Source organism: Mesorhizobium kowhaii, from assembly GCF_042431665.1.
GTDB classification, from domain to species: domain Bacteria; phylum Pseudomonadota; class Alphaproteobacteria; order Rhizobiales; family Rhizobiaceae; genus Mesorhizobium; species Mesorhizobium kowhaii.
On sequence record NZ_JBHLYT010000005.1, the window covers coordinates 213,040 to 225,870 of the forward strand.

A 12,831-nucleotide genomic window follows, 5' to 3' on the forward strand; every position below is an offset into this window, starting at 1 on the left:
TTACGGAAAGGTTTAGGGCTGAGGCGATTGATCGGACCGCCGCGAACCATGCCAATCAAAGGATTGCGATGCCGGCCGAAGCATATCTGCCATTGTCGAGACCCTGGTTTGGTGTGAAACTCGGAGCCTCAGAATGGGAGGTCGAAAATGCCCAACAATTTCAAGACCGGAGACGTCGTCATGCTGAAGTCCGGAGGCCCGAAGATGACAATAAGCGACGGCGCGGCGTCAGGCATATTTATGTGCCATTGGTTCAACCGTGAGGGTGACATCTGGACCCCGCAACATGCCGGCTTCAAGCCGGACCAGTTGGTCGCGGCTGACCAATCAGCCTAGGTCCCTGCCGATGCGGTTTCGCTTCAGCCGGCGACAAATTTGCGCGGTTCACGTCCAGCGGTGAGGCGCCGGGTTTGGCACGTCATTGCTGCCGCTGACGGAACCCTTGCGCCCAAGAAATACGTCCAGCCACACGCGAAACGGATTCGCGTGACCGACGGATTTCTGTCGTCGCGGCGTTTAACGGTCGAAGCGTAACCTCGGCACAAGCCGTGGCCCACGCGCCAACCGGAGACGCCATAGCATGATACGCCGTTCGATACTTGCCGCTGCCTTGAGCCTGCTGGCCGTTGCGGCTCTCGCCCAGACAGCGACGCAGCCCCCTTCCGCGACGCCGCCGATTGCCGCGCCAGCCACACCAAAGGCCAGGTCCGACATCACGCTGGCCAAATTCCAGAAGCGGCGCGAGAAGGCGATCATGGCTGCCGACACGGACGGCGACGGCAAGATAAGCCTGCTGGAATGGGAAGCCTTTCAGGCCAAGCGCAACGTCAAGGGCGACCCCGCCAAATCCTTCGCGCGTATCGATTCCAACCATGACGGGTTCATCGACCGCGCCGAACTCGATGCCTTCTTTGCCAAGCGCTTCGCCAGGCTGGACAAGAATGCCGACGGCGTCCTGACGGCCGACGAACTGCCGAGCCACAAAACCGCTCCCAAGCAGGAGCAATGACCAAGAGGCAATGACGCGCGATGAACATCGGGAGTGCGCCGGCTGATGAGCGCCGATCCGGACGAGGAGCTGGTTCGCCGCGTCGGCGCCGGCGATCCGGCAGCCGTGCAGACGCTCGTCGCGCGCAAACTGCCGCGCATCCTGGCGCTTGCCGTGCGCATGCTCGGCGATGCGGCGGAGGCCGAGGATGTCGCGCAGGAGGCCTTCTTGCGGATCTGGCGCCATGCCTCGCGCTGGCGGCGCGGCAATGCGCGCTTCGACAGCTGGATCCACCGGGTGACGCTGAACCTCTGCTACGACCGGCTGCGCCGCAAGCGCGAATGGGTGACCGACGACCTGCCGGAAATGGTCGACCCTGCGGCACTTCCCGATGCCCACCCGCAAGAGGACGCGGTTCGGGTCGAACGGGCGCTGCAAGGCATAGCGCCGCGCCAGCGCGAAGCGATCATTTGGTCTACTACCAGGAGATGTCCAACATCGATGCGGCAGCGACTCTGGAGATCAGCATCGACGCCCTGGAGAGCCTGCTTTCGCGCGGCCGGCGATCGCTGCAGGCGATCCTGGCCAGGGATGGCGCCGATGAGTGAGAACCGGGCAAGCAGCACCGATGGGCAAGGGGAAGACCATGGCTGAAGGGTCCAGGAACGAACCGGCAATGGATGCCAAGCGCTTTGCGGCGCTGGCAGCGGCCTATGGCGGTGACTTGCGGCGATGGCCGGAGGCCGAACGGATGGCCGGCGCGATCTTTGCGCCGAGCGAGACTGGCCAGGCCATTTTGCGGCATGCCGGCACACTTGACGCCCGGCTGGACAGCTATCGCGTCGACGCCCCTGACAAGGCCCTGCATGGAAGTATCCTGCAGGCCGCCGGCCGGCACTTCGTCCAACGCCGGCGTCAACGGTTCTGGTGGCTGGGACTGGGGCTTGCCGGCATTGGTCTGGCCGGCGCTGTCGCCGGATTGGCCCTGGTGAGCATCGTCACGCCCGAGGTCCAGCCGGACCACTATGTGCTGGATGCCAATGCGACGGCGTTCGGCGACGCCAGCCCGGACCGCGACACGATCGGGGAAGACCTATGAACATGAGCCGAAACCTTGTCATCGCGTCGGTGGTGCTCAACGTCTTCCTGGCCGGAGCGCTTGCCGGCGGGGCCGTCTGGATAAGAAGCGGAAAAAGCCAAGGCTACTCGCTGGAGGCGGCCGGTGGCCGGCTTCCCGAGCAGGACCGCACGGTGTTCCGCAAGGCGTTGCACGACGTTCGCCGTGAATCCCGTCAGGTCATTCTCGACGGCCAGCAAGCCAGGCGTGAGGCAGCAGATTTGCTACAACAGCCGGTTCTGGACACGACGGCCCTGTCGGCGGCGCTGGAGCGGGCTCGCAATGCCGACGTCACCGTGCGCATGCGGCTGGAGCAGCGCATCGTCGAGTTCGCGGCGGCAAGCTCCGCCGAGGGTCGCAGCGTGCTGGCGGAAGGACTCACAAGACGCGCCGGGCAGCAACCGTCGGTGGTGCCAAAAAAATCGCCGTGACGACCGACGGAAACCGCCGACGACGCCGTTTAACAGGAGAAGGGCAGGACCTGCCGGACCATGTAGTGCGAACAGGTTTTCAACATCGGAAACTTCGGAGTATGGCCATGAATCTTCTGACAAAATACGCGCTCACCGCTGCTCTCGCCGTGACCGGAACAGTTGCGACGGCTGCGGCATCCTCGGCGATGCCAATGGCGCCGCTTGATCGAGCAGCCGCGCCGGTGCTGGTCGAACATGTCGCCTGGGGCTGCGGTCCGGGCTGGCATCCCAATCCCTGGGGACGCTGCGTGCCCAACCGCGTGGTGGTCTACCCCCGTTACACCTATCGGCATGGCCCAGCCTTCTATGCCTGGCATCGGCACCATGTCTGGCACCGCTGGCATCACTGGTAGGAATGCGCTGGGGGCCGGCCACTCCGTGCCGGCCTCCTCTCCCGGTTGACTATGCACGAAACGGCTCGAACGAGCCTCATGCGCCAGGCGCATGAGGCTCAAGCAATGGAGAGCTGACTTGGCTGTCCCGGCCTCCAATTCCCTACCGCCAGATCCGGTACTCGTCGCGTTCAACCGCTTTGGGCTTGGTGCAAGGCCCGGCGACCGCGAGATGCTGGCCGGCGACCCGCGCGGCTATCTCAGGGCGGAACTGCGGGAAGCCGACATCGCGATGATCTCGCTCGACGATCCGGCCTATGCCGGCTTGCTGGGCAGCACGCCTGCCATCCAGGCCAGCATGGCGGCAAATTTCCAGCGCAAGCTCGAGCGCGAGCGCATGGCCGCCGCGGCAGCGCAGCCAGCGACGGCGAGCGCCCAAGCTGTGCCCGCCCAGATCACGCCAGTCCAACCGATGCCAGCCCACCCCGCGCCCGCGCCTGCGCCTGCCGACAAATCCGCCGTGCCGCCGGTCGAGGCGACGTTGTTCCGGGCGGAAGCACAGGCGCGCTTCGACAAGGCCATTCGGGCGAAGGCCGGCTTCGTCGAGCGGCTTGTCTGGTTCTGGTCGAACCATTTCTGTGTTTCGATGGCGAAGGACATCGTCATTCAGGCCAGCGCTGGCGCCTTCGAGCGGGAGGCCATCCGCCCTTTCGTGCTCGGCCGCTTTGCCGACATGCTGCTGGCGGTGGCGCATCATCCGGCGATGCTGTTCAATCTCGACAACCAGCAGTCGGTCGGCCCCGACTCGTGTGCGGGCAGGAACCGCAAGCGCGGGCTCAATGAAAACCTCGCCCGTGAAATCCTGGAATTGCACACGCTCGGCGTCGGCGGCGGCTACAGCCAGGCCGATGTCACCAGCTTCGCGCGCATCCTCACCGGCTGGACGATGGCCGGCCGCGATGGCCGGCAGGGAGAGCCCGGCAATTTTGTCTTCAACGCCAACGCACATGAGCCGGGTGATGCGGTGCTGCTCGGCAAGACCTATCCTGCCGGCGGCATGGGACAGGCCGAGGCCGCGCTCAACGATATCGCCCGCCAGCCGGCAACGGCCCTGCATATCGCCACCAAGCTGGCCCGCCATTTCATCGCCGACACGCCGCCGCCGTCTGCAATCGCCCGCCTCGCCAAGGTCTTCGCCAAGACCGACGGCAATCTGCGGGCGCTGGCCGCCGCCCTCATCGCCATGCCGGAGGCGTGGTCGACGCCGTTGGCGAAGATGCGCTCGCCTTTCGACTATATCGCCGCGATCCGAAGGGCGGCGGGGCCTGGCCCGGCGAACGATCCCGGCCAGTCGCTTGGCTGGCTCAACGCGCTGGGCGAGCCGCTGTGGCAACCGCCGGGACCGAACGGCTTTCCCGACGGGGCCGACGGCTGGGCGTCGGCGGAGGGCATGAAGGTCCGCCTCGACATCGCCTGGCAGGCAGCACGGCAGGTCAGGGATATCGGCAATCCCAACGACATGCTCGACGCGCTGATCGGCCCTGCCGCCTCAGCGGAGACGAGGCAAGCGATCGCCCGGGCCGAATCCAAGCAGCAAGGGCTGGCGCTGTTGCTGATGGCTCCGGAATTCCAGCGAAGATAATTCCAGCGCAGATAATCCAGCGAAGATCGCTCCCGTGGAGACGACATCATGAGCCTGCTGTGCGAAATTCCCAATCCCTCCCGCCGCGCTGTATTGATGACCGGCGGCGCGCTGTTTGCCTGGGCCTACATGCCCCGCTTTGCCCGCGCCGCCGACAATCGCGATCCGCGCCTGATCGTCATCGTGCTGCGCGGCGCGCTTGACGGGCTCTCGGCGGTCGGTCCGGTCGGCGATCCCGACTATGCCGGCCTGCATGGCGACATCGCCTTGTCGCTGGCCGGTCCGCATGCGGCGCTGCCGCTCGACGGCTTCTTCGCACTCAATCCGGCGATGCCGGTGTTTGCGCGGCTGTTCAAGAGCAACCAGGCGGCGGTCGTGCATGCGGCCGCGACCGGCTATCGCGAACGCTCGCATTTCGATGGCCAGGATGTGCTGGAAAGCGGCTTTGCCGGTCCCGGCCATGTCACGACCGGCTGGCTCAATCGGGCACTGGAAAGCCTGCCAGCGGGCGACCGCGTGGCAACGCTTGGCGGGCTGGCGGTCGGACCGTCGACGCCGCTGGTGATCCGTGGTGCAGCGCCGGTGCTTGGCTGGGCGCCGCAATCGCTGCCGGAGCCCGGCGACGGGCTCGCGGCGCGCGTTCTCGATCTCTATCAGCACCGCGACCCGGTTCTCGCGGTGGCGCTGCAAAAGGGGCTCGACGCCGACCGGATGGCCGTGGACGACAAGATGGGCAAGACAATGAAGCCGAAGGGCGGCCTCGACAGTGCGGCGGGGATGCGGCAAGCGGCAAAGGGCGCCGCCAGGCTGATCGCGGCCGATGACGGGCCGCGCGTTGCAGCCCTGGCCTTCGATGGCTGGGACACGCATGTCAATGAAGGCGGTGCGACCGGCCGGCTCGCCACCTTGCTCGGCGGCCTCGACGGCGCCTTCGAGGAATTCGAGAAGGGCCTGGGCGAGCGCTGGAAGGACACGGCGATCGTCACCATCACCGAGTTCGGACGCACGGCGCAGGTCAACGGCACCGTCGGCACCGATCATGGCACCGGCACCGTGGTGTTGCTGGCTGGCGGCGCGATCAAGGGTGGTCGCGTCATCGCCGACTGGCCGGGATTGAAGCCGGCTCAGCTCTACGAACAACGCGACCTGGCGCCGACCAGCGATGTCAGGGCAGTGCTGAAGGGGCTGCTCGCCGATCAGTTCGGCCTTTCGGCCGCGGCCCTCGGCGACAAGGTGTTTCCCGATTCCGCCACGGTGAGACCGATGCGGGGGCTCGTCGCCTGAAGTACAGTTGCGCGCCGGGCAATCCTGCAGACCAGTCCGCACATGCAGGGCCGCACCACCGCTCCAATCCGCGGACGCCGCCAGCTAGGTATCTCAGGTGATTGGATCCGGCCCCAGCGTCGCCACGGTCTTCAGCGCGCCGTCGAGCATGTCGCCCTTCTCGTCCTTTAGCGCCATCTCGCGCAGACGACGGATCCAGTCGGCGGCATCCGTGCGGCCCTTGACCAATTCGAGCGCCGACAGCACCCGGTCGAATTTCGACTGGGCGCGGAGATGGGTGTCGCTGTAGCCCTTGATCAGCCGGCGGCAATTGAGGATTTCGACGGCCAACGCGTAGTCGGCAGGCACGTAGCCAAGCGCCAATGCGTACCAGCGCTCAAGATGCGCGACCTCGACCTTGTGGCGCAGCAGGCCGCGGCGCCAGCGGCGCAAGCCGCCGATGAACCACAGCGCGGCAAAGCCGGCGAAACTGTCGGTGCGGATGCGCCGGCCATGGTTGATGCGGCGGTCGAGAAAGGCGGCAAGCTTCGGCCGGTTCTCGATGTAGCTGCCAAGCCTTGCCGGCAAAGTGCCGCAGAATTCCTCGATGCGCGGATGGAAATATTCGGTCACCTGCAGGATCGAGCCGTCCTTGACGCCGGCCTCGCGGCGCACCCGCCTGTCGCGGGTCGAGCGCGTCTTCAGATCGGCGACGCGGATCATGTCGTCATAGCACATGGCGTTGGCCAGATGCTTTGCGGCGGCGATGGACAAGCCATATCCGCGATCCGGCCCGTCCAGCGCGATGGCCTTGTCCAGCCGGTCGAGATATTCGCGCCCGTAGGCGATGTCCTGATAGTCGACCACCTTTCTCAGGCCCCTGAGCGCCATGTCGCGCACGGCCATAGGCATCTCATCGATACGGGCGGCCAAGGCCCGCCAGCCTTGCAGCAGATTTTGCGGCCCACTCACATGGCCTGCGCCACCCAGGGCAGGTCCGACAATCGCTGGCTCTGCAATCTTTGGCGCCGGGGCCGCCGTGCCGTGCGCGCGATCAAACGCAGCGCCAAAGGCGCCGAGGCTGGCCTTGACGCCGCGGCCACCGGCGCCGATCGCCTGTTCGTAGCTTTCGCGGGTGAACGGCAGCGCGTCGGACCCGGCCAGCGCGCCGAGCAGGCTGGCCGAGATCATCGAGCCGTTGTCGGCGGCGATCTTCTCCATGTCGAAAGCGATGAAACGCTTCGATGCGGCTTCCGCCGTCGCATGCACTTTCGAGGAGGACGCGCGGCCGTCGCCCGGTTCGATCTTCTCCGACACCGCGGCGATGCGGTGCGAGGAGGCGATCAGCGTGGTGCGCTCGGGCGTGACGAAGCCGCGGATGATGGCGCGGCCGGCCTCCATCAATTCCGCCGCGATCAGGATATCGACGTCGCCTTGCGAGGGCGACAGCGCGAAGACCGGCAGCCGGCCGGTGTCGCGGGCCATCTCGACATAATAGATGGTGGCGCCGGTGCGCTGGGCGACGCCGGCGACCGAGGTCGATTGCGCAACGTAGCCATTGCGCTCGGCGACGTCGGTGATCCAGTCGGCCAGCACGCCGCCGCCCTGGCCACCGACCGCCAGCACGGCGAGCTTGATGACGCGCTCGTCGTCGTGAGCGCCGGCCCGGGGGCGAAATGGCGGGACAGCGTCAAGCATCGGCGAAGGTCAGGCGCCGGCTTTCGCGGCGGCGCTGCAACAGGCTGATGGTGGCACGGCGGGCGGCTTCGAGGAAGCGGTCCCAGCGGCTCGGATTGTGCACGACGTCAGCGCGGTAGAAGGACGGGCACAGCACTGCCGCATCGGCGACCTCGCCGCAATTGCCGCAGCCGACGCAGCTCTGGTCGATATGCGCCACCGGGTCATCGCGCAGCGGATCGTCAAGCGACTTGACCGACAGCGAGGGGCAACCTGACAGCCGCATGCAGGCATGGTCGCCGGTGCAGATGTCCTCGTCGACGCCGAACTTCGGCTTCACCACCCGCTCGCCGCCCTTGATCGCCTTGTCAACCAGCGGCTTTTCGCGGCGCTGCCGGTTGAGCATACATTCGGACGAGGCGACGATCACCTTCGGCCCCTTCTCGTCGGTGGTCAGCGCCTCGCGCAGCGTGTCCCGCATCTTGGTCACGTCATAGGTGCGGTCGATGTGGCGCAGCCATTTGACACCCATGCCTTTCACCGCCTCGGTGATCGGATGCTTCGTCGACTTGGTCTTGTTGCCGGCGCGCGACGAGAGGATGTCCTGGCCGCCGGTGGCGGCCGAGTAAAAATTGTCGACGATGACGATGACGCCGTCGTTCTTGTTGAACACCGCATTGCCGATCGAGGAGGTCAGGCCGTTGTGCCAGAAACCGCCATCACCGACGAAGGAGATCGACCGGCGCTTGGCATCGGGCGAATTGAAGGCCGAGGCAGACGCGGGTCCCAGCCCATAGCCCATGGTGGTGGCGCCGAGTTCGAAAGGCGGCATGATCGAAAACAGGTGGCAGCCGATGTCGGACGCGATGTGGTGCTTGCCGAGCTCCTGCTCGACCAGCTTGGTGGCGGCAAAGATCGGCCGCTCGGGACAACCAATACAGAAGCCCGGCGGACGGCCCGGCACGACGTTGATCAGATCGGCGGTATCGACGCCGTCGCCGACCTTGTTGGGCGCGCGCACCTCGCCTGGCAGCAAATGCGGTGCCTCGGCGCGCAGGAAGGCGCCGATGCCGTCAAGCATGACCTGGCCGGTGTATTCACCGGCCATCGGCAGATGCTCCTTGCCGACCAGCCTGGTGCCGCGCCCCGCCTTGTGCAGCATCGCCGCAAAGGCCTGCTCGATGTAGTTGGGCTGGCCTTCCTCGACGACGAGGACAGCCTGTTTGCCCTCGCAGAAGGACAGGAACTCGTCATCGATCAGCGGATAGACGGCATTGAGCACGTAGAGCGGCACATCGGTATCGCCATAGGTGTCGGCAAGGCCGAGTCGCTGCAGCGCGCGGATGACCGAATTGTACATGCCGCCCTGCATGACGATGCCGACCGAGCCGTGGTCCGATCCGAAGAACTCGTTGATCTTGTTCTTGCGGATGAAATCCACCGCCGCCGGCCAGCGCTTCTGCACCTTCTCCTTCTCGTGTAGGAAGGAGGCGGGCGGCAGCACGATGCGGCCGGTGTCGCGGCGTGGCGCGTCGAGCGCATCGGCCACCGTCATCGGCGGGCGCTTGTTGTCCTTGGCGATGAAATGACCGTGGACATGGCAGCAGCGGATGCGGACCTGCAGCATGATCGGCGTGTTGGAAATCTCGGACAGCTCGAAGCCGTCCTCCACCGCCTTGACGATCGACGGCAAATTGGGGCGCGGGTCAAGCAGCCAGACCTGGCTCTTCATGGCAAAGGCATGGCTGCGCTCCTGCATGATCGAGGAGCCCTCGCCGTAATCCTCGCCGACGATGATCAGCGCACCGCCGGTGACGCCGCCCGAAGCCAGGTTGGCGAGCGCATCGGAGGCGACATTGGTGCCGACGGTCGACTTGAAGGTCGCCGCACCGCGGATCGGGTAATGCACCGATGCGGCTAGCATGGCTGTGGCAGTCGCTTCCGAAGCGCTCGCTTCGAAATGCACACCGAGCTCGCCCAGAATGTCCTGCGCGTCGGCCAGCACGTCCATCAGATGGCTGATCGGCGCGCCCTGATAGCCGCCGACATAGCCGACGCCACATTGCAGCAGCGCCTTGGTGATGGCGAGAATGCCTTCGCCGGCAAATTCCTCGCCGGCGCCGAGCCGCAGCTTTTCGACTTCCTTGGCAAAAGACCGTTCGGCCATTTTTTGTCTCCTTCCGTTGCCGCCCGGCGCTGGCGGCGCGTAGGTCTAGATGTCGTGCTTGCGAATGTTCTTCAGCATTTTCAAAAGCGTGGCGATGAGCGCGGAATATTCGGCGTCGTCGATATCGTCGAACATCGCCTCGAAGGCGTCATGCATGGCCGGCCAGGCGCGGGTGAACTCGGCGCGGCCATCGTCGGTCAGGAAGACATGACGGATGCGGCTGTCGGTGACCCCCTGCTCGCGCCGCACGAGGCCCTGGCCCTCCAGCGTGTCGAGCGTCCGGCTCAAGGTCGACTGCTCGATCACCGTATAGACCGAGAGGTCGTTGACGGTGATGCCATCGGTGACCGACAGCACGGCGAGCGTCCGCACCTGCGGAATGGTCAGCCCTTGCTTGCGGAAATCGTCGCGCAAGGTGGCGTTGTAGCGGCCCATGATGCGGTTCATCAGATAGGGTGCGAATTGCTGTAGGCCGATCTGCCCCAAGGTCGAAATGCGCTGGCGCTTTTCCGCGACCTTCTGTTCCATCACAGCCTCCCCGCCAGGAGAAAGCCGGAGCCACCACCAAGGCCAGCACCTGGATGGGTCGAGGCGCCGATATGGTAGAGGTTTTTGATGCCGGTCTGGTGGTTGCGGCTGGTCTTGAACGGCCGCCACAGGAATGACTGGTCGATGGTCGACGAGCCGCCATAGGGATCGCCGCCAACCAGATTGATGTTCATCGCTTCGAGATCGGCCGGCGAGTAGGCGCGGCGGGCGATGACGCTGTCCTTGAAGCCGTCGATATGGCTGGCGAGGATGGCCTCGACGCGGTCGGCATAGGCTTCACGTAGCGCCTCGGTCCATTGTCCGTCCGCCGGTGTCTCCAGCTTGCCGGCTGCGTCGCCCTTGATATGCCGGGGCGCCTCGGGCAGTTGCAGCCACAGGATGGCCTTGCCCTGCGGGCAGCGCGAGGGATCGAGCGCATGCGGCTGGCCGACGCAGATGGTCGGCACTTCAGGCAGCATGCCGCGCGCCGCCTCGTTGCAGGCTTTGGACACGCCATCCAGCCCCGGCGTCAGGTGCAGCAACGCGACCTTGTCGAGGCCTTCGCCGCGCCATGCCGGCGGCTTGTCCAGGGCGTAGTGGATCTGAAAATTGCCTTTGCCGTAGCGGTATTTCTGCGTCGCCTCGACATCGGTTTTGAGAGCATCAGCGCCGAGCAGCCGGCCATATAGTTGCGTCGGCGTGACCGAGCAGATGACGCTCTTCTTCGCATTGACGGTTTCGCCCGAGGCCAGCCGCACGCCGGTGGCGCGGCCCCCGGTCAGGATGATGGAGGCAACGTCCGCTTCGGTGGAGATGACGCCGCGGCGCTCGGTGATGAGCGCCTCGAAGGCGGAGAGCAGGTTCTTCGCCCCGCCCTTGACGATCGGTGCGCCGGCTGCCTCCAGCGCAAAGGCGATGACCTTGGCGATCTGGCCGGAGAAGGCATCCTCGGGTCCGAGGCCGGCATGCAGCACCCAGGGCGCCCACAGCGCGCGGATGGTTTCGGACTGGTAGGTGCTTTCCAGCCAGCCGCGCGCCGGCACCAGCGCTTCGCCGAGGAAGGCGGCAAGGCCGCGCGGGCCGCGCCGCCAGGCATCGCCCGCCAGCAGCTTCGCCGTCGGATAGGACCACAGGCTGCCGCCGAGCAGGCCGAACAGCAGGCCGGCATTGCGTTCGATGCCGCCGACATCATCTGCATGCCGGTCGCCGTCGCCGGCCGCGATGGCGTTCAGGGAGGTAACATTGGCGGCGCGGTCGGTGCTGAGCACGGCATGGCTGCCATCCGGCCGCAGCACCCCGGTCGGCGTGCCGGTGTGGCAGAACTCCAGCCCATGCCGGGCGAGGTCGGCGCCCAGTGCCGCAAAGGCCGGCGAGGTGATGAACAGCACGAAGGTCGTCGCCATCACATCATGGATGAAGCCGGGCGCGGTGATCTCCTCGGTGCGCATGCAGCCGCCAATGCGGTCGTTGCGCTCGAGCACGAGCACCTTCGCGCCCTTGCCGCCGAGCATCGCCGCGCAGACCAGCGCGTTGATGCCGCTGCCGACGATGATGTGATCGGGCGCGTTCATCGACACTTGCTCTCCGCCGGCAGGAGATGAGATTCAATCGCGCAGGGTTGCGTTCCTTCGCGCCCCCCTTGGCAGGACAGAGGGGGGCGCCGTAGAGCGCCACCACTGCACGGTTGCCGTACCATCACTCCAGTTTCGCCTGCGCGCATGATCTTCTCCTGAAGACCAACCTCATCCTATTGCTTCGACACCAGCGCCAGCGCGCGGATCGGGCTGCCGGTGCCGTGCTCGATCTTGAGCGGTGCGGCGATCAGGATGGCACCTTTCGGTGGCAGCTGGTCGAGATTGCAGAGGCTGGCAAGACCATAGCGGTTGGCCTTGTGCATCAGCGTGTGCGCCGGGAATGGTGGTTCCATTCCACCGGCCTTGCCGGCATCGGTGCCGATCGTCTCGCTGCCCCAGCCCTTGATGTCCTTGCTGATCAGGAACTGGATGGCTTCAGCTGTCGGTCCGGGCGTGTGCGGGCCGGTCTCATTGGCGTTGAGGAACTCGGCTTCGGAGCCATTGCGCTTGTACCAGTCGGTGCGCATCACCACCCACTCGCCGGCATTGATCGCGCCATGCTTGGCTTCCCACGCCTTGATGTGATCGACGGTGAGCAGGAAATCGTGGTCGGCGGCGGCCTCCTTCGAGCAGTCGATGACATTGACCGGGCCGACGAAGTTCTGCGCCGGAATGGTGTCGGTGGCGCCGTCCGGATAATCCTTGCCGGTGATCCAGTGCTGCGGCGCATCGAAATGCGTGCCCGAATGCTCGCCGAGCTTCAGCCAGTTCCACGCCCACCACGGGCCGTTCTTGTCATAGCGGGAGATGCTGTGGATCTCGACCTTCGGCGTGTCGACGGCAAGTTCCGGCGGCAGCTTGATCAACGGCGTGTCGGGACCGAGCGGCGCCGACAGGTCGACCACCTTGATGGCGCCTGAGAGAAGCTGGCCGGCGACTTCGCCGAGGAGTTTTTGGGTGTCCATGGTCTCTGTTCCCTCTTTCGTGATGATGATCAAGGCTCGTCTCGGCCCTTAATATCCTACTAGACGAAAACATATGCATCTGCAATTATCTTTAAGCATAAAGGA

The 12,831-nt window shown here is 65.7% G+C and carries 12 protein-coding genes and 1 pseudogene; 8 read left to right on the plus strand and 5 right to left on the minus strand.

The window, feature by feature from the left end:
• The first annotated feature begins 147 nt into the window (after positions 1 to 147).
• From ACFFNA_RS04545 to ACFFNA_RS04580, 8 genes and pseudogenes are all read left to right on the plus strand, one after another.
• Positions 148 to 336, plus strand: a complete 189-nt coding sequence (locus ACFFNA_RS04545; protein WP_111544735.1) for a YodC family protein — start codon at positions 148 to 150, stop codon at positions 334 to 336.
• Positions 337 to 580: 244 nt separating this feature from the next.
• Positions 581 to 1,009, plus strand: a complete 429-nt coding sequence (locus ACFFNA_RS04550) for an EF-hand domain-containing protein (protein ID WP_111544736.1) — start codon at positions 581 to 583, stop codon at positions 1,007 to 1,009.
• Between the two features lie 45 nt (positions 1,010 to 1,054).
• A pseudogene (locus tag ACFFNA_RS04555) lies at positions 1,055 to 1,596 on the plus strand (RNA polymerase sigma factor).
• Positions 1,597 to 1,634: 38 nt separating this feature from the next.
• A complete protein-coding gene (locus tag ACFFNA_RS04560) occupies positions 1,635 to 2,087 on the plus strand; it encodes a hypothetical protein (RefSeq protein ID WP_378915941.1) in 453 nt (150 codons plus the stop codon).
• 2 nt (positions 2,088 to 2,089) lie between these two features.
• Complete coding sequence (locus ACFFNA_RS04565; protein WP_245445912.1) at positions 2,090 to 2,536, plus strand: periplasmic heavy metal sensor; 447 nt, start codon at positions 2,090 to 2,092, stop codon at positions 2,534 to 2,536.
• 107 nt (positions 2,537 to 2,643) lie between these two features.
• A complete protein-coding gene (locus ACFFNA_RS04570; RefSeq protein WP_111545387.1) occupies positions 2,644 to 2,931 on the plus strand; it encodes a GCG_CRPN prefix-to-repeats domain-containing protein in 288 nt (95 codons plus the stop codon).
• A gap of 91 nt (positions 2,932 to 3,022) precedes the next feature.
• The gene (locus ACFFNA_RS04575) at positions 3,023 to 4,552 is read left to right on the plus strand and encodes a DUF1800 domain-containing protein (RefSeq protein ID WP_378915944.1); all 1,530 of its coding nucleotides are present in this window, start codon (positions 3,023 to 3,025) and stop codon (positions 4,550 to 4,552) included.
• A 48-nt stretch (positions 4,553 to 4,600) separates the two neighbouring features.
• Positions 4,601 to 5,836, plus strand: a complete 1,236-nt coding sequence (locus tag ACFFNA_RS04580; protein WP_378915946.1) for a DUF1501 domain-containing protein — start codon at positions 4,601 to 4,603, stop codon at positions 5,834 to 5,836.
• A gap of 93 nt (positions 5,837 to 5,929) precedes the next feature.
• Here ACFFNA_RS04580 and ACFFNA_RS04585 read toward each other — a convergent pair whose 3' ends face one another.
• From ACFFNA_RS04585 to ACFFNA_RS04605, 5 genes are all read right to left on the minus strand, one after another.
• A complete protein-coding gene (locus ACFFNA_RS04585) occupies positions 5,930 to 7,513 on the minus strand; it encodes an indolepyruvate oxidoreductase subunit beta family protein (protein WP_378915948.1) in 1,584 nt (527 codons plus the stop codon).
• Positions 7,506 to 9,659, minus strand: coding sequence for a thiamine pyrophosphate-dependent enzyme (locus ACFFNA_RS04590; protein ID WP_378915950.1), 2,154 nt, complete (start codon positions 9,657 to 9,659; stop codon positions 7,506 to 7,508). The genes ACFFNA_RS04585 and ACFFNA_RS04590 overlap by 8 nt, the downstream gene beginning before the upstream one ends.
• A 45-nt stretch (positions 9,660 to 9,704) precedes the next feature.
• Entirely contained in the window at positions 9,705 to 10,187 is a 483-nt protein-coding gene (locus tag ACFFNA_RS04595) for a MarR family winged helix-turn-helix transcriptional regulator (protein ID WP_111544741.1), read from the minus strand.
• Positions 10,187 to 11,758, minus strand: coding sequence for a phytoene desaturase family protein (locus tag ACFFNA_RS04600; RefSeq protein WP_378915954.1), 1,572 nt, complete (start codon positions 11,756 to 11,758; stop codon positions 10,187 to 10,189). The genes ACFFNA_RS04595 and ACFFNA_RS04600 overlap by 1 nt, the downstream gene beginning before the upstream one ends.
• Before the next feature lie 176 nt (positions 11,759 to 11,934).
• Entirely contained in the window at positions 11,935 to 12,726 is a 792-nt protein-coding gene (locus ACFFNA_RS04605) for a cyclase family protein (protein WP_378915956.1), read from the minus strand.
• Positions 12,727 to 12,831: the final 105 nt, after the last annotated feature.

Bases quoted from the DNA above. Each gene is read 5' to 3' on its own strand.
- ACFFNA_RS04605 (WP_378915956.1), bottom strand. From the start codon at position 12,726: ATGGACACCCAAAAACTCCTCGGCGAAGTCGCCGGCCAGCTTCTCTCA.
- ACFFNA_RS04570 (WP_111545387.1), top strand. From the start codon at position 2,644: ATGAATCTTCTGACAAAATACGCGCTCACCGCTGCTCTCGCCGTGACC.
- ACFFNA_RS04600 (WP_378915954.1), bottom strand. From the start codon at position 11,758: ATGAACGCGCCCGATCACATCATCGTCGGCAGCGGCATCAACGCGCTG.
- ACFFNA_RS04595 (WP_111544741.1), bottom strand. From the start codon at position 10,187: ATGGAACAGAAGGTCGCGGAAAAGCGCCAGCGCATTTCGACCTTGGGG.
- ACFFNA_RS04580 (WP_378915946.1), top strand. From the start codon at position 4,601: ATGAGCCTGCTGTGCGAAATTCCCAATCCCTCCCGCCGCGCTGTATTG.
- ACFFNA_RS04575 (WP_378915944.1), top strand. From the start codon at position 3,023: ATGAGGCTCAAGCAATGGAGAGCTGACTTGGCTGTCCCGGCCTCCAAT.
- ACFFNA_RS04545 (WP_111544735.1), top strand. From the start codon at position 148: ATGCCCAACAATTTCAAGACCGGAGACGTCGTCATGCTGAAGTCCGGA.
- ACFFNA_RS04550 (WP_111544736.1), top strand. From the start codon at position 581: ATGATACGCCGTTCGATACTTGCCGCTGCCTTGAGCCTGCTGGCCGTT.
- ACFFNA_RS04565 (WP_245445912.1), top strand. From the start codon at position 2,090: ATGAGCCGAAACCTTGTCATCGCGTCGGTGGTGCTCAACGTCTTCCTG.
- ACFFNA_RS04585 (WP_378915948.1), bottom strand. From the start codon at position 7,513: ATGCTTGACGCTGTCCCGCCATTTCGCCCCCGGGCCGGCGCTCACGAC.
- ACFFNA_RS04560 (WP_378915941.1), top strand. From the start codon at position 1,635: ATGGCTGAAGGGTCCAGGAACGAACCGGCAATGGATGCCAAGCGCTTT.
- ACFFNA_RS04590 (WP_378915950.1), bottom strand. From the start codon at position 9,659: ATGGCCGAACGGTCTTTTGCCAAGGAAGTCGAAAAGCTGCGGCTCGGC.